The sequence below is a fragment of the Streptomyces sp. NPDC040589 genome, assembly GCF_055594445.1.
This window is the reverse complement of record NZ_JBVIWP010000003.1, coordinates 315,769-338,422: the sequence shown is the minus strand read 5'-3', so window position 1 is coordinate 338,422 and position 22,654 is coordinate 315,769. Positions and strand designations below refer to the sequence as shown.

The window sequence follows — 22,654 nt, the reverse complement described above, 5'->3', positions numbered from 1 at the left end:
ACGAGGAGTAACGACATGACCGCCCAGACCGACACCACGGGCTCCGTCACCACCGTCTACAAGGTGAGCGGCATGAGCTGCGGACACTGCGAGGGCGCCGTCTCCGGCGAGATCTCCGAGATCTCCGGCGTCAGTTCCGTGACGGCCGTCGCCAAGACCGGCGAGGTCACCGTCGTCTCCGCGGCCCCGCTCGAGGACGAGGCCGTACGCGCCGCCGTCGACGAGGCCGGCTTCGAGCTGGCCGGCCGGGCCTGAGCCCGTACGAAACCCGACCCGCCGGGCCTGAGACGCTCCAGACCTGGCACTCGTACCGACGTACGGGCCGTACAGCCGCCGCCCCGGCCCGTACGGCCCGTTCCGCTTTCCGGGCGCCCCCGCCACCTCCTGGAGTGAAGGACATGACCAGCACCACCGCCCAGGCGCCGCCGGACCCCGAACCGGCGCTCGCCGAGGTCGAGCTGCTCATCGGCGGGATGACCTGCGCCTCCTGCGCGGCCCGCGTCGAGAAGAAGCTCAACCGCATGGACGGCGTCACGGCCACGGTGAACTACGCGACGGAGAAGGCCAGGGTCAGCTACCCCGCGGGTACCGAGGTCGCCGATCTGATCGCCACCGTGGTGAAGACCGGGTACACCGCCGAGGAGCCCGCACCCGCGCCCGAGGAGGAGGCCGCCGCCGAAGAGGACCCCGAGCTGTCGGCCCTGCGCCGCCGCCTCACCGTCTCGGCCGCCCTCGCCGCGCCCGTCGTCCTGCTGGCCATGATCCCGGCCCTCCAGTTCGACAACTGGCAGTGGCTGTCGCTCACCCTCGCCGCGCCGGTCGTCGTCTGGGGCGGACTGCCCTTCCACCGGGCCGCCTGGACGAACGCCCGGCACGGCGCCGCCACCATGGACACACTGGTCTGTCTCGGCACCCTGGCCGCGTTCGGCTGGTCCCTGTGGGCGCTGTTCCTCGGCGAGGCGGGCATGCCGGGCATGCGGCACCCCTTCGAGCTCACGGTCTCGCGCGGCGACGGCGCCTCCCAGATCTACCTGGAGGTCGCCTCCGGCGTCACCGCCTTCATCCTGCTGGGCCGCTATCTGGAGGCCCGCTCCAAGCGCCGCGCCGGGGCCGCGCTCAGGGCGCTGCTGGAGCTGGGCGCCAAGGACGTGGCCGTCCTGCGGGACGGGCGCGAGGTGCGGATCCCGGCGCGGCGGCTGGCGGTCGGCGACCGGTTCGTCGTACGGCCCGGCGAGAAGATCGCCACCGACGGCACGGTGGTCGAGGGAGCGTCCGCGGTGGACGCCTCGATGCTGACCGGCGAGTCGGTCCCGGTGGACGTGACGCCCGGGGACACGGTCACCGGCGCCACGGTCAACGCGGGCGGCCGGCTGGTCGTCGAGGCCACCCGGGTCGGCGCCGACACCCAGCTCGCGCGGATGGCGAAACTGGTGGAGGAGGCACAGAACGGCAAGGCCGAGGTGCAGCGGCTCGCCGACCGGATCTCCGGGATCTTCGTGCCGGTGGTCCTGCTGATCGCCGTCGCCACGGCCGGGGCGTGGCTCGGGCTGACCGGCGACGGTGTCGCCGCCTTCACGGCCGCCGTCGCCGTGCTGATCATCGCGTGCCCGTGCGCGCTTGGCCTGGCCACCCCGACGGCGCTGATGGTCGGCACGGGCCGCGGCGCGCAGCTCGGCATCCTCATCAAGGGCCCGGAGGTCCTGGAGTCCACGCGCCGGATCGACACGGTCGTCCTGGACAAGACCGGCACGGTCACCACGGGCCGGATGACCCTCCAGGAGGTGTACGTCGCCGAGGGCGCCGACGAGAAGGAGGTGCTGCGGCTCGCGGGCGCCGTCGAGCACGCCTCCGAGCACCCCGTCGCGCGGGCGATCGCGCTGGGCGCCGAGGAGAGGGCCGGACGGCTCCCGGAGGTCGAGGGGTTCCGGAGCGTCCCCGGGCGGGGCGTACACGGGCGTGTGGAGGGCCGTGAGGTCGCCGTGGGGCGGCTCTTCGACGACGTACCGCCGGAGCTGGCCCGCGCGCGGGACGAGGCCGAGCGGGCCGGGCGTACGGCCGTCCTGGCGGGCTGGGACGGGACGGCGCGGGCCGTGCTGGCCGTGGCGGACGCGGTCAAGGAGACCAGCGCCGAGGCGGTGCGCGAGCTGCGCGCGCTGGGGCTCACGCCGGTGCTGCTGACCGGGGACAACCGGGCCGTGGCCGAGACGGTGGCGAAGGCCGTGGGGATCGACCAGGTGGTCGCGGAGGTCCTGCCCGAGGACAAGGTCGACGCCGTACGGCGACTGCGGGCCGAGGGGCGGGTCGTCGCCATGGTGGGCGACGGCGTCAACGACGCGGCCGCGCTCGCCACCGCCGATCTGGGCCTGGCCATGGGCACGGGTACGGACGCGGCGATCGAGGCGGGCGATCTGACGCTGGTGCGCGGCGACCTGCGGGTGGCCGCGGACGCGATCCGGCTGTCGCGCCGGACGCTGGCCACGATCAAGGGCAATCTCGTGTGGGCCTTCGGCTACAACGTGGCCGCGCTGCCACTGGCCGCCGCGGGACTGCTGAACCCGATGATCGCGGGGGCCGCGATGGCCTTCTCGTCGGTCTTCGTCGTCACGAACAGTCTGCGACTCCGGACATTCCGGTGAAGTCCCCTGAATTCGCCCTAAGTTCGCGGCGAACCTGATATGAGCCCCTCTGGAGTCCCGGGCCCGGCTCACATAAGCTCTTCACAAGGCTCGCGCATCATCCTTACGCTTGAGTCCCGGACGGCATTTCCGGGCTCTTGCGTAGCTAACGGACATATGCAAGAGACGCAGATCACAGTGATGTGAACGTAACCATCGAAGGGGTTCGAAGGTCTAAGTTGACGATGTCAGGGAGCGTCTTGGGGGGCGTGACCTGACATCTGGAGATGTCTTGGGGGACTTCTCCAGAGATGCGTTGCCGGGGCACGCACACCGGGAAGCTTTGAGCGGCCCTCCCGGACGTGCGCTGTCCCGGCAGATCGCACACGACAGAGGTACGACGAGTTTTGCTCGTTGTGCTCACAGCGATTCAGGCGCTGTCCTCACAGACGCCCGGCCGGATCCCGTGGGGGGAATCCGCACCGGGACTGGGAAGGCGCCCTGGCCGTCGGCCCGTGGGGGGACCGACGTTCCGGGGCGCCTTCTTCATTGCGTAAGAAATCACGTAAGAGATCACGTAAGAGATCGCCCCCCGCAGGGGATGCGCGAGAGCCCCCGCATCCGACTGCCGGATGCGGGGGCTCCTGCGGTACGCGCTGCGCCTCAGCGGCCCTCGACGGGAACGAAGTCGCGCTCGACCACGCCCGTGTAGATCTGGCGCGGGCGGCCGATGCGGGAACCCGGCTCCTTGATCATCTCGTGCCACTGGGCGATCCAGCCCGGCAGCCGGCCGAGGGCGAACAGGACCGTGAACATCTCGGTCGGGAAGCCCATGGCCCGGTAGATCAGGCCGGTGTAGAAGTCGACGTTCGGGTAGAGGCTGCGCGAGACGAAGTAGTCGTCGGAGAGCGCGTGCTCTTCCAGCTTCAGCGCGATGTCCAGCAGCTCGTCGGACTTGCCGAGCGCGGACAGCACGTCGTGCGCGGCGGCCTTGATGATCTTGGCGCGCGGGTCGAAGTTCTTGTAGACCCGGTGGCCGAAGCCCATCAGGCGGACGCCGTCCTCCTTGTTCTTCACCTTGCGGATGAAGGTGTCGACATCGCCGCCGGAGTCGCGGATGCCCTCCAGCATCTCCAGCACCGACTGGTTGGCGCCGCCGTGCAGCGGGCCCCACAGCGCGTTGATGCCGGCGGAGATCGAGGCGAACATGTTCGCCTGCGAGGAGCCGACCAGGCGGACCGTGGAGGTCGAACAGTTCTGCTCGTGGTCCGCGTGCAGAATCAGCAGCTTGTCGAGCGCCGAGACCACGACCGGGTCCAGGTCGTACTCCTGCGCCGGGACCGAGAAGGTCATGCGGAGGAAGTTCTCGACGTAGCCGAGGTCGTTGCGCGGGTAGACGAACGGGTGACCGATCGACTTCTTGTACGCGTACGCCGCGATCGTCGGGAGCTTGGCGAGCAGCCGGATCGTGGAGAGGTTGCGCTGGCGCTCGTCGAACGGGTTGTGGCTGTCCTGGTAGAACGTGGACAGCGCCGAGACGACCGAGGACAGCATGGCCATCGGGTGGGCGTCACGCGGGAAGCCCTTGTAGAAGTTCTTGACGTCCTCGTGCAGCAGGGTGTGCTGCGTGATGTCGTTCTTGAACGTCGAGAGCTCGTCGACGGTCGGCAGCTCGCCGTTGATCAGCAGGTAGGCGACCTCCAGGAAGGTGGAGCGCTCGGCCAGCTGCTCGATCGGGTAGCCGCGGTACCGCAGAATGCCCGATTCGCCGTCCAGGTAGGTAATGGCGGATTTGTACGCGGCGGTGTTGCCGTAACCGCTGTCCAGTGTCACCAGACCGGTCTGGGCGCGGAGCTTCCCGATGTCGAAGCCCTTGTCCCCGACGGTGCTGTCGATCACCGGGTAGGTGTACTCGCCGTCGCCGTACCGCAGTACTACAGAGTTGTCGCTCACGTCTTCCCTCACCGACGTTGTGCCTCATCTTCGAGGTTGCCCTGACTGCTTCTACCATCCCCCACTTGGCTCAGGAGAGTGCACTCGGGGTCGACCATCGGGCCTATTGACGGCACTGAGTGCCGCCAACTTGCTCATCCTGCCCCCTGTGTTCCCCATCCGGAAGCCTCTGTGACCTTCACGACTCATTTGATCGATCATTTTTTTGCGATCCGTGCGATCCGAGCCGGAAATCGAGTGCCGTGCACCGCCGGCCGGCCGACACCGTGCGCACCGCCTGGCCGATCGCCTTGCGCGAACCGATGAGGACGACCAGCTGTTTGGCCCGGGTGACCGCCGTGTAGAGCAGGTTCCGCTGGAGCATCATCCAGGCGCCCGTGGTCACCGGGATGACGACCGCCGGGTACTCGCTGCCCTGGGAGCGGTGGATCGTCACGGCGTAGGCGTGAGCCAGCTCGTCGAGCTCGTCGAAGTCGTACGGAACCTCCTCGTCCTCGTCCGTCAGCACGGTCAGCCGCTGCTCGACCGGGTCGAGCGAGGTCACCACGCCGACGGTGCCGTTGAAGACGCCGTTCTCGCCCTTCTCGTAATTGTTGCGAATCTGCGTGACCTTGTCCCCGATCCGGAAGACCCGGCCGCCGAACCGCTTCTCGGCCGTGTCGGGGCGGCCGGGGGTGACGGCCTGCTGGAGCAGTCCGTTCAGGGTGCCCGCGCCCGCCGGGCCCCGGTGCATGGGGGCGAGCACTTGGACGTCCCGGCGCGGGTCCAGCCCGAACTTGGCGGGGATACGACGCGCCGCCACGTCCACGGTGAGCCGCCCGGCGGCCTCCGTGTCGTCCTCGACGAAGAGGAAGAAGTCCTTCATGCCGTCGGTGACCGGGGGTTGGCCGGCGTTGATCCGGTGGGCGTTCGTCACCACGCCCGACTGCTGGGCCTGCCGGAAGACCCGGGTCAGGCGGACGGCGGGGATCGGCCCTCCGTCGGCGAGCAGATCCCGCAGCACCTCCCCCGCGCCCACACTCGGCAACTGGTCCACGTCGCCGACGAACAGCAGATGCGCTCCCGGGGGCACGGCCTTCACGAGCTTGTTGGCGAGCAGCAGGTCCAGCATGGACGCCTCGTCGACCACCACCAGGTCGGCGTCGAGCGGACGGTCCCGGTCGTAGGCCGCGTCACCGCCGGGCTTCAGCTCCAGCAGGCGGTGGACCGTGGAGGCCTCGGCGCCGGTGAGCTCGGACAGGCGCTTCGCGGCCCGGCCGGTCGGGGCGGCGAGCACGACCTTCGCCTTCCTGGCGCGGGCCAGCTCCACGATCGAGCGGACCGTGAAGGACTTGCCGCAGCCGGGGCCGCCGGTGAGGACGGCGACCTTCTCGGTCAGCGCCAGCTTGACGGCGGCCTCCTGCTCCGGGGCGAGGTCGGTACCCGTGCGCCCCTTGAGCCAGGTGAGGGCCTTGTCCCAGGCCACCGTACGGAAGCCCGGCATCCGGTCCTCCTCGGTGCGCAGGAGGCGCAGCAGCTGGGCGGCGAGGGAGAGTTCGGCGCGGTGGAAGGGCACGAGGTAGATGGCGGTGACGGGTTCACCGCCGTCGGGTCCCGGGACCTTCTCCCGTACGACGCCGGGGTCTTCGCCGTCCTCCGGGGGTTCGGCGAGTTCCGCGAGGCACTCGATGACCAGGCCCGTGTCGACCTGGAGGAGTTTGACCGCGTCCTTGATCAGCTGCTCCTCCGGGAGGAAGCAGTGGCCCTGGTCGGTGGACTGCGACAGCGCGTACTGCAGGCCCGCCTTGACGCGCTCCGGGCTGTCGTGCGGGATGCCGACGGACTGGGCGATCTTGTCGGCGGTGAGGAAGCCGATGCCCCAGACGTCGGAGGCGAGGCGGTACGGCTGGTTCTTCACGACCCCGATCGAGGCGTCACCGTACTTCTTGTAGATGCGCACGGCGATGGAGGTGGACACCTCGACGGTCTGGAGGAAGAGCATGACCTCCTTGATGGCCTTCTGCTCCTCCCAGGCGTCGGCGATCTTCTTGGTCCGCTTGGGGCCGAGGCCCGGGACCTCGATCAGCCGCTTGGGCTCCTCCTCGATGATCTGGAGGGTGTCCAGCCCGAAGTGCTGGGTGATCCGGTCGGCGAAGACCGGGCCGATGCCCTTGACCAGACCCGAGCCGAGGTAGCGGCGGATGCCCTGGACGGTGGCCGGCAGGACGGTCGTGTAGTTCTCCACGTGGAACTGCTTGCCGTACTGCTGGTGCGACCCCCAACGCCCTTCCATACGCAGGGACTCGCCGACCTGCGCGCCGAGCAGCGCGCCGACGACCGTGAGCAGGTCGGCGCCGCCTCTGCCGGTGTCGACCCGGGCGACCGTGTAGCCGTTCTCCTCGTTGGCGTACGTGATGCGCTCGAGTACGCCTTCCAGCGTGGCCAGTCGGCGCTCGCCCTGATCGGTCATGCTGGGACCGTACCGCCTGGGTAGGACAACGCCCTCGGATAAAGCGACCGATCAGTATGCGGCCGGGCTCTCACATTTCACGCTGGATTCACATGAAAGCCCGAAGCTTTACAGTTCAAGCATCAGTGTCGCCCCTTTTGATCTCCTTACCCGTGGGAGGATCCAGGAGTTCATCAAAGGGGGGCGGATTCGATTCCGGAGCGACCGTGATGCCGATGCGTCCCCCAGGCCCGAACGCCCTTCGGCGCGCGCACTCCGCAGGAGCCCTTCTCGTCGGCCTGTGCGCCGTCAGCACGTTGACGCTGCTCATGATGGCTCCGGCGATTTCCGGGGAGCACGCGATCGTGGCTCCCGGACCTTCCGCGCCGGGGGAGAACACCCCCGGCTCTCCCCCGCCGGACCGGACACCCGCGCCTGAATTCCGCCCCCTTCCGAGCCCGGGGCCGGGTTGATTCCGACCCGCCCAGTGAATTCCCCCCGGACCGAATGACGACGAGGAACGATGTCACCCCAGGCCCAGAGCGTCGCCCTGTGGATCATGTCTCTGGCCATTAACATCACGGCGGCGTGCGCGGGGATCGTGTGGGGCTGGGAGGCCTTCGCACAGTTTCTGCTGCCGGCGTTCGGGTCGGTGGTGGGGGCGTCGTTGGTCAGCTACAGCTTGCGTCGGTGAGGTGGCCGTCCTTGAGGGCGGTGACGAAGGCGGTCCAGCCGGTTGCCGAGAAGCTCAGGGTGGGGCCGTGGGTGGTTTTGCTGTCTCGGACGGGGATGTCGGGGTGGCCGTGAGCGACTTCCAGGCATTCGCCTTGGTCGCCGCCGCTGTAGCTGGACTTGTACCACCCGGTGAGGGTTCGCTCACTGGTGACCATTCGCGTGTTCCTCCGCTGCCGCCCTGACTAGGGACAGTGACTGCTGCTGCGACAACGAGTCGCTCAGGGCCAGAGCGTAAGCGGTCTGACAGGCGGTCACCAGGGCAGGATCGTCCATCAAGTTCCCGGTCTGGAAGCCCTCGACGTAGGCCACCGGGGCCGAGTCCTCGAATGTCATGAGCGTGAGCAGACTCTGCATGAGCGCGTGCGCTCCCACGCCGTAGGGAAGGACGTGCACACGCAGCCGTCCCGACTCGGCCATGTCCGCGATCCTGTGCAGCTGTTCCGCCATGACCTGCGGACCGCCCACGCAACGTCGAAGAACCGCCTCGTCAAGCAGTGTCCAGACCACGGGCTGTGCCGGCCCGTCGAGGATTCGGCGCCGCTTTGTTCGGATGACAACGAGCTCGTCAAGTTCCTCGGGCGTGTGATTCGGCCGGTACGCACGGAACAGAGCGCGGGCGTAGTCGTCGGTCTGCAGCACCCCGGGGACCAGCGAGAGCGCGAACTGTTGGATCAGCAGAGCCAGTTGCTCAAGCTCGGCTACGGCGGCGAAGTGATCGGTGTACTTCGACTCCAGATCCTCCAGCCACCGCGCGAAGAACCCGTCCGTCCCCAGCGCCCGGTCGATCCGCAACGCGTCATCCGGCTTCGGCAGGCGCCTGCCGGCCTCGAAGTGGCTGATCAGCGTGGGAGAGCACACGACCTGGTCGCCCAGTTCCTCCTGCGTGAGGCCGACTGCTGTCCGCCGCAGCCGCAGTTCCTCTCCGTACTTCTGACGCGGCGTTCGAAGTGCGCGGCGTTCGTCCATGCGGCCAACTCCTACTCTTGACAAGCGCGATGTCAAGCTCCGACCCCTGGCAGCGTAGCGAGGGCCGGCCCCACTCTGTGAGTGATTCACCACAGACCGCAGTCACCGCAGGTGAGAAGGCAGGCCGACAGACATGACAGACCGAATCGCCCGGCTCCTTGAGCCGATCCTCCGCTTCCTGCTCCCGCCTCGCGGGCGGCGACGGCGATCACCGGCACCAGCCCCGTGCCCGTACTGCCAGGTCCGCCCCTACCTGATGGCGGAGGCCGGCGTATGACCAGCGCAGCGCAAGGGCGACTGCTGCCATGGACGAGTCCTGAGGGCAGGCCGTGCTACCTCGTCGGCGACGGGACCGGCTACGTCTCCCGTCTCGCCGACGACATCGAAGACGTACAGCTCGGTATGGCGGGCGATCTCCTCGGCCATGCCGACGAACTCCTCGCGGAACGCCGGGTGACGAGTGCGGAACTGCACTACCTGGCCCGGCGGCTCACCGAGTCCCTGCGGGACGTCAAGCGGGTCGCGGAGAGCAGAGGGGCACGCCTCTGCCCGCGCGAAAGACCATGACTTGGGAGGTGATCAGCCGGGTTCAGCCGGCGGGGCCGGTCAGGAAGTCGGTGATGCGGCGGCTCGCTTCGGCCGGGGCGGCGTGCGGCAGGGCGTGGTGGGAGACGTTCGGCAGTGTGGCCGTCGTGGCGCGTGGCAGCAGTTTCCCGGCGCGGGCGGCCACCTTGGACGGGTTGTGGGTCCGGGTGTTCTCGGCGAGGAGCACGAGGACCGGCAGGTCCAGGGCGCGCAGCGCGCCCGACTTCGGGCGTGGTCCGAGGACCGGCCGCACGGAGGGGAAGCCCACGGCCGCCTCCTGGAGGGCGAGCCAGTCGGGGTCGAGGGGGGCGCCCCCGGTCTCCCATTCCAGGAAGGTCCGGACCCGGCGGGGCGTGGGCCGCAGCGCCATCCGCACCGCGTGCCATCCGTAGGCCGACTTCAGCTTGGCGAAGCACAGGATCGGGTCCAGGAGGACCAGATGGCGCACCCGGTGGGGCGCGCGCAGGGCGTACTGCAGCGCGATCCAGGCGCCGTACGAGTGCCCGCCCAGGTCGGTCTCCGCGAGGCCGAGGCCCTTGAGGAGTGCGTCCAGCCAGGACACCAGGTCGGCGGTCGTACGGGGGTGGCGACCGGGGGCCGGTGTACTGCGGCCCGGGGCGCCGATCAGGTCGACGGCGTACAGCCGGTGGACGCGGGAGAGTTCGGCGGCCTGGCGGTACCAGGAGGCGGAGGTCGGGCTTCCGCCTCCCGGCAGCAGGAGGAGGGGAGGGCCGTCCGCCGGACCGCAGATGTTCACGTGCGTCTCACCGAAGAGCGTGGGCACGGTCACGGCCTCACGCGATGTCGGCCACTTGGCCATGACCTTGTCGTAGGCGGCGAGGAAGCCGTCGATGTCGTACGTATCGCGAGCGCTCATGAGCCGGGACCCCCTTATTATCTCGCTCAGTGAGATACTTGTTGAGCGAGATGATAGTCGGAGGCTGCGGGTGCCCGACCAGAGGTACGAGGAGATGGAGATCGTCCATCTGTTGCGCGCTGTGGCCGTCGACCTGGGGCGGCACAGCGCCCGGTTCGCCCAGCGCAACGGCATGCATCCCACCGATGTGCGGGCGCTGATCGTCCTGATGGACGCCTACCGCGCGGGCGAGGAGACCACGGCGGGGCGACTCGGTGCCGCGCTCGGTCTGAACTCGGCGGGGACCACGGCACTGGTCGACCGCCTTGAGCGAGCCGGGCATGTGAGGCGGGCGCGCGGCGAGCGGGACCGTCGCAAGGTCACCATCGAGGTGGACGAGCACGCGATCGCCCTCGGCCGACAGCACTTCGGCCCCCTGATCGACCGGGCGGTGGGCCTGTTGAGCGGGTACGACGAGCGGGAACTGGCCGCGATCAGGGGCTTTCTGACCGGGGTGCGGGAGGCCGCGGCCGAGGAGAGCGACTAGCAGCGCGCGGCGACCATGGGCAGGTGGAGCGATCGGGCCGTCCCTGACCGCGAAAGCCCAGGCAGGCAGACTCCCCGTTGTCCCGAACGCTCCACTCGCCTCACCGCCTCCAGAACAAGTGGTGTGTCACCCCGCTCGGGCTCGGCACCACATCGCAGTGGAAGCGGTCCAACAGCTCGTCGGGCGACTCCCAGAGCCGTGAGCCGGATCCGAGCTTCACGGCCGGCGAGACCGCCACATGCAGCGTGTCGACCAGGTCCGCGTCGAGGAACTCCCGGATGGTGGCGGCCCCGCCGCCGAGGCGGACGTCCTTGCCCCGCGCCGCCTCCCGCGCCCGCGCGAGGACCTCGGCCGGGTCTCCGCCGACGAAGTGGAACGTGGTGTCGGAGAGGGTGAACGAGGGGCGCTCGTGGTGGGTCATCACGAACACCGGCGTGTGGAACGGCGGTTCCTCGCCCCACCAGCCCTTCCAGTCGTGGTCCTGCCAGGGGCCGCGCTGGGGACCGAACTTGTTGCGGCCCATGATCTCGGCGCCGATGTTGTGGGTGAAGTCGCGCGTGAGGTAGTCGTCGAGGCCGCGGCTGCCGCCGGGGGCGGTGCGGTTCGGCCAGCTCGCCGTCGCCCCGGCCCACGCGAACATCGTGCCGGGATCGGCGTGGCCGAACGGCCGTTCCAGGCTCTGGTTCTCACCGGCGCCGAATCCGTCGCTGGAGACGTTGAAGTTCTGCACGCGCAGTAGCTGAGGCACGGGGCTCCTCCTGTGGTCGATGAGGGGTGGACCACTCCGGCCGGCGGAACTCATCGGTCCTCGGCGACTCCCCTTCTCGTCTCACCCGGACTGTGCCACCACGTGCTCGATCACCTGCTTGAAGTCGTCGGCCGGGGAGAACTCCACCAACTCGCTGTCCTCCAGTGCGAGCGGCACATGGCCCGGAGCCCAGTAGTACGCCTGCCCCGCCTCGTACTCCTCCTCGCCGGAGGGTGTGCGCATCCTGATCCGGCCCTTCAGCAGATAGCCCCAGTGAGGGCACTGGCACGCGTCGTCGGGCAGGCCCTTGAGGGCCGGGCCCATGTCGGTACCCCGGGGCAGGCTGATGTAGCTGACCGACATATCGCCCCCGATCGGCATGTTGCGCACCTCTACACCGTCGCCGCCGAAGGTGACGGGTACGTCGTTCCGGGTCGCCGCCGTCATGGCTCCTCCGCTCGCCCTGGAAACGGACCTCCTCCTTCCACCCTGAACCGCCGGGGAGCCTCCCGCGACATCACGATCCGGTTGCGACGTGCCCCGGGGGTCTTGATTTACCGGCGTGTAATCGATTCCATCCACCCGTCGATGTAATCGATTCCATGTGTGACCCGAGTGCCCGCACGGGCGCTCCCACGACTGATCCACAAGGAGGTGGAGCGGCGGTGGCCAGCATCAAGGACGTCGCTGCCGAGGCCGGCGTCTCCGTCGCCACGGTCTCGCGCGTCCTGAACGACCACCCGTCGGTCAGCGCCGACGCACGCGCACGCGTGCTGGCCGCCGTCGGGGCCCTGGGCTACCGCCCGAACGCCGTCGCCCGCTCCCTGCGCACCGAGAAGACCCACACCCTCGGCCTGGTCATCAGCGACGTCCTGAACCCCTACTTCACCGAACTGGCCCGCTCCGTCGAGGAAGAGGCCCGCGCGCTCGGCTACAGCGTCATCATCGGCAACGCCGACGAGCGGCCCGACCTCCAGGACCACCACGTACGGAACCTGCTGGACCGGCGCATCGACGGGCTGCTCGTCTCCCCCACGGACGGCGGCTCGCCGCTGATGCTGGACGCCGTGCGGGCCGGGACGCCCATGGTCTTCGTGGACCGGTGGATCCCGGGCGTGGACGTGCCGGTGGTGCGGGCGGACGGCCGGACCGCCGTACGGGATCTCGTGGCGCATCTGCACGGGCTCGGGCACCGGCGGCTCGCGATCATCGCGGGACCGGCGGCGACCACGACCGGCCGGGAGCGCGTGGAGGCCTTCCGGGAGGCACTCGGCGCCTACGGTCTCGAACTCCCCGACGCCTACATAGGGCAGGGCGACTTCCAGGCCGAGAGCGGGCGCCGGGTCACCGAGGGGTTCCTCGACCTGGCCGAGCCGCCCGAGGTCGTGTTCGCGGCCGACAACCTGATGGCGCTCGGCGCGCTGGACGCCGTACGCGCGCGAGGCGTGCGCGTGCCGGACGACATCGCGCTGGCCGCCTTCGACGACATCCCGTGGTTCGTGCACACCGATCCGCCGGTCACGGCGATCGCCCAGCCGACCGGTGAGCTGGGGCGTGCCGCCGTGCGCGCCCTGGTCGCCCGGATCGAGGGCCGGCCCGGGGAGTCCGTCACCCTCCCCGCCCGGCTCGTCGTACGCCGCTCGTGCGGCGAGCCGTACCCGGCCTCCCCGGAGCCGGACCCTGCACAGGCCCCCGCTGTGCAGCACCCCGCCAAGAACAGGAGCCACACGTGAGCAACGCGGACGAGTTGCTGCGCATCGAGGGCATACGGAAGACCTTCCCGGGTGTGGTCGCGCTGGACGGCGTGGACTTCGACCTGCGCCGGGGCGAGGTGCACGTGCTGCTCGGTGAGAACGGCGCGGGCAAGAGCACCCTCATCAAGATGCTCTCCGGCGCCTACACCCCCGACGCCGGACGGATCCTGGTCGGCGGCGAGGAGACGCGCATCCAGGGTGCGCAGGACTCCGAGCGGCTCGGGATCGCCACCATCTACCAGGAGTTCAACCTCGTTCCCGATCTGACGGTCGCCGAGAACATCTTCCTGGGGCGCCAGCCGCGCCGGTTCGGGATGATCGACCGCAAGCGGATGGAGGCCGACGCCGAGATCCTCCTCGCGCGCGTGGGTGTGAAGGTGTCGCCCCGCGCGCGGGTACGCGAACTCGGTATCGCGCGCCTGCAGATGGTCGAGATCGCCAAGGCGCTGAGCCTCGACGCGCGCGTGCTGATCATGGACGAGCCGACCGCCGTGCTCACCTCCGAGGAGGTCGAGAAGCTCTTCGCGATCGTGCGCAAACTGCGCGAGGACGGCGTCGGGATCGTCTTCATCACGCACCACCTGGAGGAGATCGCCGCCCTGGGCGACCGGGTCACGGTCATCCGGGACGGGAAGAGCGTCGGGCAGGTGCCCGCCGCCACGCCCGAGGACGAGCTCGTACGGCTCATGGTGGGGCGGTCGATCGAGCAGCAGTACCCGCGCGAGCGGCCCGAGAAGGGCGACGCGCTGCTCACCGTCGAGGGGCTGACCCGGGACGGGGTCTTCCACGACGTCGGCTTCGAGGTGCGTGCCGGTGAGGTCGTCGGCATCGCGGGGCTCGTGGGCGCCGGCCGTACCGAGGTCGTGCGGGCGGTCTTCGGGGCCGATCCGTACGACAAGGGAGCCGTGAAGGTCTCCGGGGCCGCCCTGAAGGGTCACGACGTCAACGCCGCCATGACCGCCGGCATCGGCCTCATCCCCGAGGACCGCAAGGGCCAGGGCCTGGTGCTGGACGCATCGGTCGAGGAGAACCTCGGCCTGGTGACGCTGCGGTCGGCCACCCGCGCGGGGCTCGTCGACCTGAAGGGCCAGCGCGAGGCCGCCGCGCGGATCGCCGAGCAGCTCGGCGTGCGGATGGCGGGCCTCGGCCAGCACGTGCGCACGCTGTCCGGCGGCAACCAGCAGAAGGTCGTCATCGGCAAGTGGCTGCTCGCCGACACCAAGGTGCTGATCCTCGACGAGCCGACGCGCGGTATCGACGTCGGCGCCAAGGTCGAGATCTACCAGCTCATCAACGAACTGACGGCGGCCGGTGCCGCCGTGCTCATGATCTCCAGCGATCTGCCCGAGGTGCTCGGCATGAGCGACCGGGTGCTGGTGATGGCCCAGGGCCGGATCGCGGGCGAACTCTCCGCCGACGAGGCCACCCAGGACGCCGTGATGGCGCTCGCCGTAAGCAACCCCAGCACTCAGAAGGAGGCCTCCCGTGGCCACTGACACGCTCAAGAGCACGACGGGCGCGGGAGCCGCCTCGGGAGGCCTGCGCCGCCTCCTGCTCGACAACGGCGCGCTCACCGCGCTCATCGTCCTCGTCATCGCGATGTCGGCGCTGTCCGGCGACTTCCTGACGACGGACAACCTCCTCAACGTCGGCGTCCAGGCGGCCGTCACCGCCATCCTCGCCTTCGGCGTGACCTTCGTGATCGTCTCGGCGGGCATCGACCTGTCGGTCGGCTCGGTCGCCGCGCTGTCGGCCACGGTGCTCGCGTGGACCGCCACCTCGGCGGGCGTCCCCGTCTTCGTCGCCGTCCTGCTGGCCATAGCCACCGGTATCGCGTGCGGCCTGGTCAACGGCATCCTGATCTCCTACGGCAAGCTGCCGCCGTTCATCGCCACGCTGGCCATGCTGTCCGTGGCCCGCGGCCTGTCCCTCGTCATCTCCGAGGGCTCCCCGATCGCCCTGCCCGACTCGGTCTCCCACCTCGGCGACACGCTCGGCGGCTGGCTGCCCGTGCCGGTCCTGGTCATGATCGTGATGGGTCTCGTCGCGGCGTTCGTGCTCGGCCGTACCTACATCGGCCGCTCGATGTACGCGATCGGCGGCAACGAGGAGGCCGCGCGGCTGTCCGGCCTGCGCGTGAAGAAGCAGAAGCTCGCCATCTACGCCCTGTCCGGCGTCTTCGCCGCCGTCGCCGGTGTCGTCCTCGCGGCCCGGTTGTCCTCCGCGCAGCCCCAGGCCGCCGACGGCTACGAGCTGGACGCGATCGCGGCGGTCGTCATCGGTGGTGCGTCCCTGGCCGGCGGTACGGGCAAGGCGTCCGGCACACTGATCGGCGCGCTGATCCTGGCCGTGCTGCGCAACGGGCTGAACCTGCTGAACGTGTCGGCGTTCTGGCAGCAGGTCGTCATCGGCGTCGTCATCGCGCTGGCCGTGCTGCTCGACACCGCCCGCCGCAAGGCCGGGGCGATCCCGACGGCGGCCGGCACGGGCGGCGGCGGCAACAAGGGCAGGCAGGCGGCGACGTACGGGCTCGCGGCCGTCGTCACCGTCGCGATCGTCGGCGCCACGTCGTTCCTGCACAACGGCTCCTCCGCCACGAGCAGCCCGAAGATGGGCCTGTCGCTGTCCACCCTCAACAACCCCTTCTTCGTGCAGATCCGGGCGGGCGCCCAGGCCGAGGCGAAGAAGCTGGGCGTGGACCTGACCGTCACGGACGCGCAGAACGACGCCTCCCAGCAGGCCAACCAGCTGCAGAACTTCACCAGCTCCGGGCTCGGCGCGATCATCGTCAACCCGGTGGACTCGGACGCGGCCAGCAACTCGGTGAAGGCAGCCGACAAGGCTGATATCCCGGTCATAGCCGTGGACCGCGTCGTCAACAACGCCAAGCTGGACACGCTGGTCGCCTCCGACAACGTCGCCGGCGGTGAGCTCGCCGCCAAGTCGATCGGCGAGAAGCTCGGCGGCAAGGGCAAGATCGTGATCCTCCAGGGCCAGGCGGGCACCTCCGCCGCCCGCGAGCGCGCGCAGGGCTTCGCGAACGGCCTCAAGGCCTACCCGGGCATCCAGGTCGTCGCCCAGCAGCCCGCCGACTTCGACCGCACCAAGGGCCTCGACGTCATGTCGAACCTGCTCCAGGCCCACCCGGACGTCCAGGGCGTCATCGCGGCGAACGACGAGATGGCCCTCGGCGCGATCAAGGCCCTGGGCTCCAAGGCCGGCAAGTCGGTCTCCGTGGTCGGCTTCGACGGGACGCCCGACGGGCTGAAGGCGGTCGAGGGCGGCAGCCTGTACGCGTCGGTGGCGCAGCAGCCGTCGCAGCTCGGGAAGATCGCCGTGGACAACGCACTGCGGGCCCTGAAGGGCAAGAAGGTCGAGGAGACGGTGAAGGTGCCGGTGAAGGTGGTCACGAAGGAGAACGTCGCCGGCTTCAGCGGCTGACATCGCGACATCGGGGAACGGCCGGGCGGCACCCAGCGCATGGGCCCGCCCGGCCATGTCACTCACGTGGGGAGACAACTCATGTACGACTACGACCTCCTGGTCGTGGGGTCGGCCAACGCCGACCTGGTGATCGGTGTCGAGCGCCGGCCCGGTGCCGGCGAGACCGTGCTCGGCTCCGATCTGGCCGTCCACCCGGGCGGCAAGGGCGCGAACCAGGCGGTCGCTGCCGCCCGGCTCGGGGCCCGTACGGCGCTGCTGGCCCGGGTCGGCGACGACGCGCACGGCCGCCTGCTGCTGGAGTCGCAGCGGGAGGCCGGTGTCGACACGGTGGGTGTCCTGGTGGGCGGCGCGCCGACCGGGGTCGCGCTGATCACGGTCGACCCGTCCGGGGACAACAGCATCGTCGTCTCGCCGGGCGCCAACGGCCGGCTGGCCCCGGAGGACGTGAGCGCCGCCGGGTGCCTCTTCCAGAGCTCCCGGGTGGTGTCGGCACAGCTGGAGATCCCGCTGGAGACGGTGGCGGCGGTCGTACGGAACCTGGCTCCGGACAGCCGTTTCGTACTGAATCCGTCGCCGCCGCGCCCCCTCCCGTCGGAAGTGCTGGCGGCCTGCGACCCGCTGATCGTCAACGAGCACGAGGCGAAGGTGATCCTGGGTTCGGCCGCCGTGGGGGACAGCCCGGAGGACTGGGCCCGGATCCTGCTCGCGAAGGGGCCGCGGTCCGTGGTGGTGACGCTGGGCGCGGAGGGTGCGCTGGTGGCGTCGTCGGAGGGGGTCTCCCGGGTCGCGTCCGTGAAGGTGAGTGCCGTGGACACGACCGGCGCGGGCGACGCGTTCACCGCGGCGCTGGCCACCCGGCTGGGGGCGGGCGCGTCCCTGGCGGAGGCGGCGGAGTACGCGGCCCGGGTCGGGGCGGCGACCGTGACGAAGGAGGGCGCGCAGGCGTCCTTCCCGACGGCGGCGGAGGTCGCTGCGCTGTGAAGAAGGCCGGAATACTGAACCGTCACCTCGCCGGTGCGCTGGCCGAGCTGGGCCACGGGGACGGGGTGCTGGTGTGCGACGCGGGTATGCCCATCCCGGATGGCCCCCGGGTGGTGGACCTGGCCTTCCGGGCCGGGGTGCCGGCGTTCGCCGAGGTACTGGAAGGGCTGCTGGCCGAGCTGGTGGTCGAGGGGGCCACGGCGGCGACGGAGGTGCGGGAAGCGAACCCGGAGGCGTCGGAGCTGCTGGCGGGCCACTTCCCCGGGCTGGACCTCGTATCGCACGAGCGGCTCAAGGAGCTGTCGGCGGGTGCGCGGCTGATCGTCCGCACGGGCGAGGCACGGCCGTACGCGAATGTGCTGCTGAGGTGCGGCGTCTTCTTCTGAGACCGTGAAGGGCTCGCTCGGTGGCCCTGGAAGGTTTCGAGGGGGCCCGGTCCGTCGACCGGGCCCCCTCGGCTTTTCCCCTCCCGTCAGGAACCCCCGCGATCCCCCCAGATCGCCCCCCAGAAGTCCTGACACCATGTACGACCGCCGTGGGGGGCAAAGGGTTGCACGACGGAGTAAGAAATTCTTGCCGGAAAAACTGAGATGTGACTGGAGTGCTGCTGTGCCAGGCTGGCGGACCATGCCCAGGCCAGTTCGACGCAGGAGTGTCTGATGGCGACCCCGTCCCGCCTGTCTCCACTGCTGGAGCAGTTCGACTTCACACGTGAACGTCTCGCCAGCCGGATGACAGGGCCGGTCATGGACAGCGGCGACGGGTCGGACACCAAGGTCGAGCCCATGACCGACGAGGAATATCTCTGGGAACCGGTGCCTGACTGCTGGTCGGTACGCCGACGGGTGGACGGACCAGGACCGCGCGCGACGTCACTGGCCGGCACCGGCGCCTGGGGACGCGACGCCGCCTCCTATCCGCACCCCTGGCCGCCGCCCTTCACCACCATCGCGTGGCGACTGAGCCACCTCAGCGAAATGCTGGCACTGCGCGCCGAACACACCGCCGGCGGACACGCGCTGACCCGGGACGACCACACCGTCAGCGGGGACGCCGGAGGGGCCATCGCGGCCTTTGACGCCAGTGCCGCGGCCTGGCGGAAGGCACTGCTGAGCGTCGACGACGCCGCGCTCGACACCGTGGGGTACTGCACCTACCCGCACGGCAGCGACTCGGAGGAGCCGTTCATCGACATCGTGTGGTGGGTCAACCAGGAATTGCTGCACCACGGGGCCGAGATCGCCCTGTTGCGTGACCTGTACCGCGTCCGACCGCGCTGACCCTCGTCACCAGCGGCCGCACAGCGCGGCAGGCGGCCGGGGCTTGCCGCGTGGTCAAGTTCGTGCGGTAGTGCACCGCGGCCATCAGGACCCGCTCGGCCGTAGGTTGACTCCATGGGCCTCTTCGACAAGCTGACCGGAACCATGCGCCCCGCGGCGGGGATCGTTCCGCGCCCGGCCGCGGACGTACGAGGCGGCCTGCTCGGCCTCAACCGGCCGGACGCCCTGTACGTCATCCGCGCCGGCGCCGCAGGGGAGGCCGACCTCGTCGCCGAGTGGCGGCTGACGGAGCCCGCCTGGCATGCGCTCTTCGTCGAGTCGCAGCTGACGCGCGCCGTCCGGATCCGGATGCGGTTCGTGCACGAGGATCATGAAGTGCGGGTCCTGGAGGAGGGGCGCGAGGTCACCCGGGTCGGGAACCCGCCCAGGCTCAAGATCTCCCAGCAGTACACACGGGGGCCTGACAGGACCGTCTCCCGCCACTGCGCGGTCGGGCGCGGGGAGAGCGGCCGACTCGAGGCGACGGAGACCTTCCGCTTCGACAGCGCGGAGCTGCGCGATCCCCTGCGGGACGTCGTCCTCAGGTCGGGCTGGACCTGGCGTGGCGTGGTGTTCGGCAAGCTGTGAGCACTCGGGTACGGCCGCCGTCGTCCTCCTCGACGTCCCTGACGTGCTCGAACCCGATCCGGGTGAGCAGACGCAGCGAGGCCTCGTTCTCGGCGGCGACGGTGGCGTGGACCTCGGTCAGGCCCAGGGTCTCGAAGCCGTACGCCACGAGCGCCTCGGCCAGCTCCGTCCCCAGGCCACCGCCCCAGGCCTCGGGAGCCAGCGCGTAGACGATCTCGTGGCCGTCGACCGCGTCGGTCCGCTTGATCTCCGCGTGCCCGATCAGCCGCCCGTCGCGCCGGACCGCCCACACGTCGAACAGGTCCTGGGCGTAGACCTTGGTGAAGATCCGCCCGAACAGCGCCCGGTCCTCCGGCTCCGCCGCCGGCCCGTCGCCCATCCAGCGGGACACCCGGGTGTCCTGGAACAGGGCGACGAAGCGCTCTTCGTCCTCCGGGGTGTAGGGGTCGAGGAGGAGGCGGGGGGTGCGGAGTGTCGGGGGCATGAGGGGACGCTAGTGACGTGGAGGCGGGGCGGCAACGCGGTTTCCGCCGGACCGCCCGTCACGCCGAGTCGTTCAGCAGCCTGCCCAGATGCTCACGCCCGGGCCCGAGCAGGTCGGGCAGCGGGGCCGCCTGCTCGTACCAGCGCTTCTCGTACTCCCAGCACAGCCAGCCGTCCCAGTTGTGGCGGGAGAGGACCTCGACGCACTCGGCCAGGGGGAGGACGCCCGCGCCGAGGGGCAGGGGGGTGGTGTCCTCGGCGGAGGCGATGTCCTTGACCTGGACGTAACCGAGGTGGGGGGAGAGCGCCGCGTAGGTCTCCGAGGGCTGTTCGCCGCCCAGCCAGGTGTGCATGACGTCCCAGAGCGCGCCGACCTGGCGGTGGCCGACGAGGCCGAGGACGCGCATGGCGTCGGCGGCGGTGCGGTGGGAGTCGTGGGTTTCCAGGAGGATGCGTACGCCCAGGTCGTTGGCGTACTCGGCGGCCGTGCCCAGACGCCGGGCGGCCGTCGCGTCGGCCTCCTCGGGGGTCTGGACGTCCAGGTCGCCGCCGGGGAAGACGCGGATGTACGGGGCGCCGAGGTCGCGGGCCAGGTCGAGGAGTGCACGGATCTCGGCCAGGACGGGTTCGTCGTCGCCCGGCGCGGCGACGCGCGCGTATCCCGCCAGGCCCAGGATCTCTACGCCCGACCCCTTGAACTCGGCCGCCACCTCGGCCCGCTGAGACGGGTCGAGGTCGGTGTGGACCGGTTCCTCCGGGTGGGTGCGCAGCTCCACGCCGTGGTAGCCGTGCGCGGTCGCGAGCCGCAGGACGTCGGGCAGGGGCATGCCGGGGACACCGAGGGTGGAGAACGCGAGCTTCATGTTTTCGGACCCTACCCGGCACCACCGCCCGCGACTCCCCTTCATCACTCGGGCGTTGCGGAAAGATCCAGTCGCCAGTCCTGGCCGTTCAGGTCCTGCCCGAAGGAGTGGTGTGGCTTCTCCGCGACCAGCTCGAAGCCGTGGCGCTGGTAGATGCGGCGGGCCGCGCCGAGGATGTCGTTGGTCCACAGGACCACCTCGCGGTAGCCGACCTCGCGGGCGAAGTCGACCAGGGCCCCCACCAGCCGGTCGCCGATGCCCAGGCCCCGCGCGTCGGGCTCGACGAGCAGCAGCCGGAGCCGGGCGGCCCCGGGCGCGTCGTCCCGTACGCACATCACGCACCCCACCCGCCGGCCGTCCAGCTCGGCGATCCAGGTGCGGTCCAGACGCGGGTCATGGTCCTCGCCGTAGTCGGCGACGATACGGGCGACGAGGCCCTCGTACTCGAGGTTGAAGCCGTACTCGGCGGCGTACAGCGCGGCGTTGCGCTCCACGATCCAGCCGAGGTCGCCGGGGGTGGGCTCACGCAGGACGACGTCCTCGGGACGCGGGGCGCGGCCGTCGCCGAGCAGGGTCCGAACGGTCCGCAGGGCCTCCGCCAGCCGGGGCCGGTCCTCGGCCCGTACGGTGTCCAGCAGCGACCCGACCGTCTCCCGCGCCCGCTCGTCGAGCAGCGCGGCGGCCTCGCGGCCGGGCGAGGTGAGGGTGATGCGGCGGCGGCGCGGATCCTTCTCGGACGGGCCGCGCTCGATCAGCCCGTCCTCCTCGAACTTGTTCAGGATGCGGCTCAGGTATCCGGCGTCCAGGTGCAGCTGCGCCCGCAGGTCGGCGGCGTCCGTGCGCGGTGCGTGGGCCAGCTCGTAGAGCACGCGGGACTCGGTGAGCGTGTAGGGCGCGTACATGTGGCGGCCGTAGTCGAGCGCGCCGATGACGTTCGTGTAGAAGCGGTTGAAGGAGCGGATGTCCTGGACGGTCATGGGCCACGACCCCCGTATCGATAGTTGACTCAGTCAGAGATTCAATGGGCCGAGCCTAGACCGTCCAGGACTTCCAGGGCTAGCCCTCCTTCCGGGCCGCCGGCCGGTACACGCACACCTGGGCGCCGGTCTTGGCGGTGGTCGTGGAGACCAGCTCCATCGGGCGCTTCGCGCCGTCCCCGGGGAAGATCGTCTTGCCGCCGCCGAGGATCACCGGCATGACGATGAGCTGGAGTTCGTCGACCAGGCCCTCGGACAGCAGCGTCCGCACGAGCGTCGGGCTGCCCATCATCGCGAGGTCGCCGCCATCGGCCTCGTGCAGCTCCCGGATCCGGGCTACGGCCTGGTCGCCGGGGATGAGCGCGGTGTTGTTCCAGGTGAGGTCGGCCTCGGTGAGCGTGCTGGAGACGACGTACTTCTTGAGGGAGTTCATCCGGTCGGCGAACGGATCCCCGGCCCGCTCGGGCCAGGCCCCCGCCATCGTCTGCCACGTACGCCGCCCGAACAGCAGCGCCTCGGCTCCGTTGAGACCGGCGTCGAAGGCGCCGCCCAGCACCTCCTCGTCGAAGTACGGGTGCGACCAGCCGCCGTGCGCGAAGCCCCCGTCGGTGTCCTCCTGCGGCCCGCCCGGCGCCTGTACGACGCCGTCCATGCTGATGAACTCGGTGATCACGATGCGCATGGGACTCACTCCGCTTTTCTCGCTCGGGCGATGACGGCACTGCAGACCGGCCTACGACGCGAAAGTCATCGGTGCCGGGCACCCGGGTGCGTCACGCTCGCGGCGAACGCCTCCGCGGGGCTCGCCCGGG

22 protein-coding genes are annotated in these 22,654 nt (G+C 70.3%); 11 read left to right on the top strand and 11 right to left on the bottom strand.

Annotated features, from left to right (window positions below; genetic code table 11):
- Positions 1-15 precede the first annotated feature (15 nt).
- Together ACZ58V_RS14080 and ACZ58V_RS14075 are read left to right on the top strand one after the other, a co-directional pair.
- Positions 16-255: a heavy-metal-associated domain-containing protein gene (locus ACZ58V_RS14080; RefSeq protein ID WP_189723778.1), complete on the top strand. Its 240-nt coding sequence runs from the start codon at positions 16-18 to the stop codon at positions 253-255.
- A 143-nt stretch (positions 256-398) separates the two neighbouring features.
- Positions 399-2,636, top strand: coding sequence for a heavy metal translocating P-type ATPase (locus tag ACZ58V_RS14075; protein WP_471290169.1), 2,238 nt, complete (start codon positions 399-401; stop codon positions 2,634-2,636).
- 642 nt (positions 2,637-3,278) lie between these two features.
- Here ACZ58V_RS14075 and ACZ58V_RS14070 read toward each other — a convergent pair.
- The 4 genes from ACZ58V_RS14070 to ACZ58V_RS14055 all read right to left on the bottom strand — a co-directional run bounded on the left by ACZ58V_RS14070 (position 3,279) and on the right by ACZ58V_RS14055 (position 8,697).
- Positions 3,279-4,568, bottom strand: coding sequence for a citrate synthase (locus ACZ58V_RS14070; RefSeq protein WP_468190007.1), 1,290 nt, complete (start codon positions 4,566-4,568; stop codon positions 3,279-3,281).
- A gap of 178 nt (positions 4,569-4,746) precedes the next feature.
- Positions 4,747-7,017: an SF1B family DNA helicase RecD2 gene (recD2, locus tag ACZ58V_RS14065; RefSeq protein WP_471290167.1), complete on the bottom strand. Its 2,271-nt coding sequence runs from the start codon at positions 7,015-7,017 to the stop codon at positions 4,747-4,749.
- A 650-nt stretch (positions 7,018-7,667) separates the two neighbouring features.
- Positions 7,668-7,886 carry a DUF397 domain-containing protein gene (locus ACZ58V_RS14060; RefSeq protein ID WP_471290165.1) on the bottom strand — a complete coding sequence of 73 codons (219 nt, stop codon included), beginning with the start codon at positions 7,884-7,886 and terminating at the stop codon, positions 7,668-7,670.
- Positions 7,873-8,697, bottom strand: coding sequence for a helix-turn-helix domain-containing protein (locus ACZ58V_RS14055; RefSeq protein ID WP_471290164.1), 825 nt, complete (start codon positions 8,695-8,697; stop codon positions 7,873-7,875). The genes ACZ58V_RS14060 and ACZ58V_RS14055 overlap by 14 nt, the downstream gene beginning before the upstream one ends.
- A gap of 273 nt (positions 8,698-8,970) precedes the next feature.
- On the opposite strand from ACZ58V_RS14055, the gene ACZ58V_RS14050 reads away from it, so the two are divergent.
- Positions 8,971-9,264, top strand: a complete 294-nt coding sequence (locus tag ACZ58V_RS14050; RefSeq protein ID WP_468190015.1) for a hypothetical protein — start codon at positions 8,971-8,973, stop codon at positions 9,262-9,264.
- A 22-nt stretch (positions 9,265-9,286) separates the two neighbouring features.
- Here ACZ58V_RS14050 and ACZ58V_RS14045 read toward each other — a convergent pair whose 3' ends face one another.
- Positions 9,287-10,159 (bottom strand): alpha/beta fold hydrolase, encoded by an 873-nt coding sequence (locus ACZ58V_RS14045; protein ID WP_471290163.1) that lies wholly within the window; start codon positions 10,157-10,159, stop codon positions 9,287-9,289.
- Between the two features lie 94 nt (positions 10,160-10,253).
- On the opposite strand from ACZ58V_RS14045, the gene ACZ58V_RS14040 reads away from it, so the two are divergent.
- On the top strand, positions 10,254-10,685 hold the full coding sequence (locus tag ACZ58V_RS14040; RefSeq protein ID WP_468190516.1) for a MarR family winged helix-turn-helix transcriptional regulator: 432 nt from the start codon (positions 10,254-10,256) through the stop codon (positions 10,683-10,685).
- A 100-nt stretch (positions 10,686-10,785) separates the two neighbouring features.
- Here ACZ58V_RS14040 and ACZ58V_RS14035 read toward each other — a convergent pair whose 3' ends face one another.
- Positions 10,786-11,433 carry a dihydrofolate reductase family protein gene (locus ACZ58V_RS14035; protein ID WP_471290162.1) on the bottom strand — a complete coding sequence of 216 codons (648 nt, stop codon included), beginning with the start codon at positions 11,431-11,433 and terminating at the stop codon, positions 10,786-10,788.
- A gap of 81 nt (positions 11,434-11,514) precedes the next feature.
- Positions 11,515-11,880, bottom strand: coding sequence for a cupin domain-containing protein (locus tag ACZ58V_RS14030; protein ID WP_468190021.1), 366 nt, complete (start codon positions 11,878-11,880; stop codon positions 11,515-11,517).
- Positions 11,881-12,098: 218 nt separating this feature from the next.
- Here ACZ58V_RS14030 and ACZ58V_RS14025 point away from each other — a divergent pair, with 218 nt between their 5' ends.
- The 7 genes from ACZ58V_RS14025 to ACZ58V_RS13995 all read left to right on the top strand — a co-directional run bounded on the left by ACZ58V_RS14025 (position 12,099) and on the right by ACZ58V_RS13995 (position 19,519).
- On the top strand, positions 12,099-13,166 hold the full coding sequence (locus ACZ58V_RS14025) for a LacI family DNA-binding transcriptional regulator (protein WP_468190023.1): 1,068 nt from the start codon (positions 12,099-12,101) through the stop codon (positions 13,164-13,166).
- On the top strand, positions 13,163-14,683 hold the full coding sequence (locus tag ACZ58V_RS14020) for a sugar ABC transporter ATP-binding protein (protein WP_468190025.1): 1,521 nt from the start codon (positions 13,163-13,165) through the stop codon (positions 14,681-14,683). The genes ACZ58V_RS14025 and ACZ58V_RS14020 overlap by 4 nt, the downstream gene beginning before the upstream one ends.
- Positions 14,673-16,628: an ABC transporter permease/substrate-binding protein gene (locus tag ACZ58V_RS14015; RefSeq protein WP_471290160.1), complete on the top strand. Its 1,956-nt coding sequence runs from the start codon at positions 14,673-14,675 to the stop codon at positions 16,626-16,628. The genes ACZ58V_RS14020 and ACZ58V_RS14015 overlap by 11 nt, the downstream gene beginning before the upstream one ends.
- An 81-nt stretch (positions 16,629-16,709) precedes the next feature.
- Positions 16,710-17,612 (top strand): ribokinase, encoded by a 903-nt coding sequence (locus ACZ58V_RS14010; RefSeq protein ID WP_468190029.1) that lies wholly within the window; start codon positions 16,710-16,712, stop codon positions 17,610-17,612.
- On the top strand, positions 17,609-17,998 hold the full coding sequence (rbsD, locus tag ACZ58V_RS14005) for a D-ribose pyranase (protein ID WP_468190031.1): 390 nt from the start codon (positions 17,609-17,611) through the stop codon (positions 17,996-17,998). Before ACZ58V_RS14010 ends, rbsD begins: the two co-directional genes overlap by 4 nt.
- A gap of 273 nt (positions 17,999-18,271) precedes the next feature.
- Entirely contained in the window at positions 18,272-18,892 is a 621-nt protein-coding gene (locus ACZ58V_RS14000; RefSeq protein ID WP_468190033.1) for a DinB family protein, read from the top strand.
- A 114-nt stretch (positions 18,893-19,006) separates the two neighbouring features.
- Positions 19,007-19,519 (top strand): hypothetical protein, encoded by a 513-nt coding sequence (locus ACZ58V_RS13995; RefSeq protein ID WP_468190035.1) that lies wholly within the window; start codon positions 19,007-19,009, stop codon positions 19,517-19,519.
- Here ACZ58V_RS13995 and ACZ58V_RS13990 read toward each other — a convergent pair.
- The 4 genes from ACZ58V_RS13990 to ACZ58V_RS13975 form a co-directional block, all read right to left on the bottom strand.
- Positions 19,473-20,003 (bottom strand): GNAT family N-acetyltransferase, encoded by a 531-nt coding sequence (locus tag ACZ58V_RS13990; protein WP_468190037.1) that lies wholly within the window; start codon positions 20,001-20,003, stop codon positions 19,473-19,475. The two genes, ACZ58V_RS13995 and ACZ58V_RS13990, sit on opposite strands and share 47 nt — an antisense overlap.
- A gap of 58 nt (positions 20,004-20,061) precedes the next feature.
- Complete coding sequence (locus tag ACZ58V_RS13985) at positions 20,062-20,865, bottom strand: sugar phosphate isomerase/epimerase family protein (protein WP_468190039.1); 804 nt, start codon at positions 20,863-20,865, stop codon at positions 20,062-20,064.
- 44 nt (positions 20,866-20,909) lie between these two features.
- On the bottom strand, positions 20,910-21,842 hold the full coding sequence (locus ACZ58V_RS13980) for a bifunctional helix-turn-helix transcriptional regulator/GNAT family N-acetyltransferase (RefSeq protein WP_468190041.1): 933 nt from the start codon (positions 21,840-21,842) through the stop codon (positions 20,910-20,912).
- Between the two features lie 79 nt (positions 21,843-21,921).
- Positions 21,922-22,524 carry a dihydrofolate reductase family protein gene (locus ACZ58V_RS13975; RefSeq protein WP_471290158.1) on the bottom strand — a complete coding sequence of 201 codons (603 nt, stop codon included), beginning with the start codon at positions 22,522-22,524 and terminating at the stop codon, positions 21,922-21,924.
- Between the last annotated feature and the right edge of the window lie 130 nt (positions 22,525-22,654).